Annotated in this window: 1 pseudogene; it reads right to left on the minus strand. The window is 67.6% G+C overall.

Annotated elements, in window-relative coordinates:
- A pseudogene (locus ACNEUN_RS06325) lies at nucleotides 1-241 on the minus strand (aspartate carbamoyltransferase); the annotation flags it as partial.
- Nucleotides 242-256 lie beyond the last annotated feature (15 nt).

The raw sequence follows: 256 nt of genomic DNA on the forward strand, positions 1-256 counted from the left end.
GTGCATGGATGTCCGAGCGGGCCACGCGCGAGTGCACGATGTCGCCGACGATGGCCACCGTCAGGTTGCGGAAGTCCTTCTTGAAGTGCCGGATCGTGTACATGTCCAGCAGGCCCTGGGTCGGGTGGGCATGGCGGCCGTCGCCGGCGTTGACCACGTGCACATGCGGCGCGCAGTGCTGGGCGATCAGGTGGGGCGCGCCGCTCTCGCTGTGACGCACGACGAACATGTCGGCATGCATCGCGCTGAGGTTGGC

This window comes from Gardnerella sp. C0684A1, assembly GCF_055326835.1.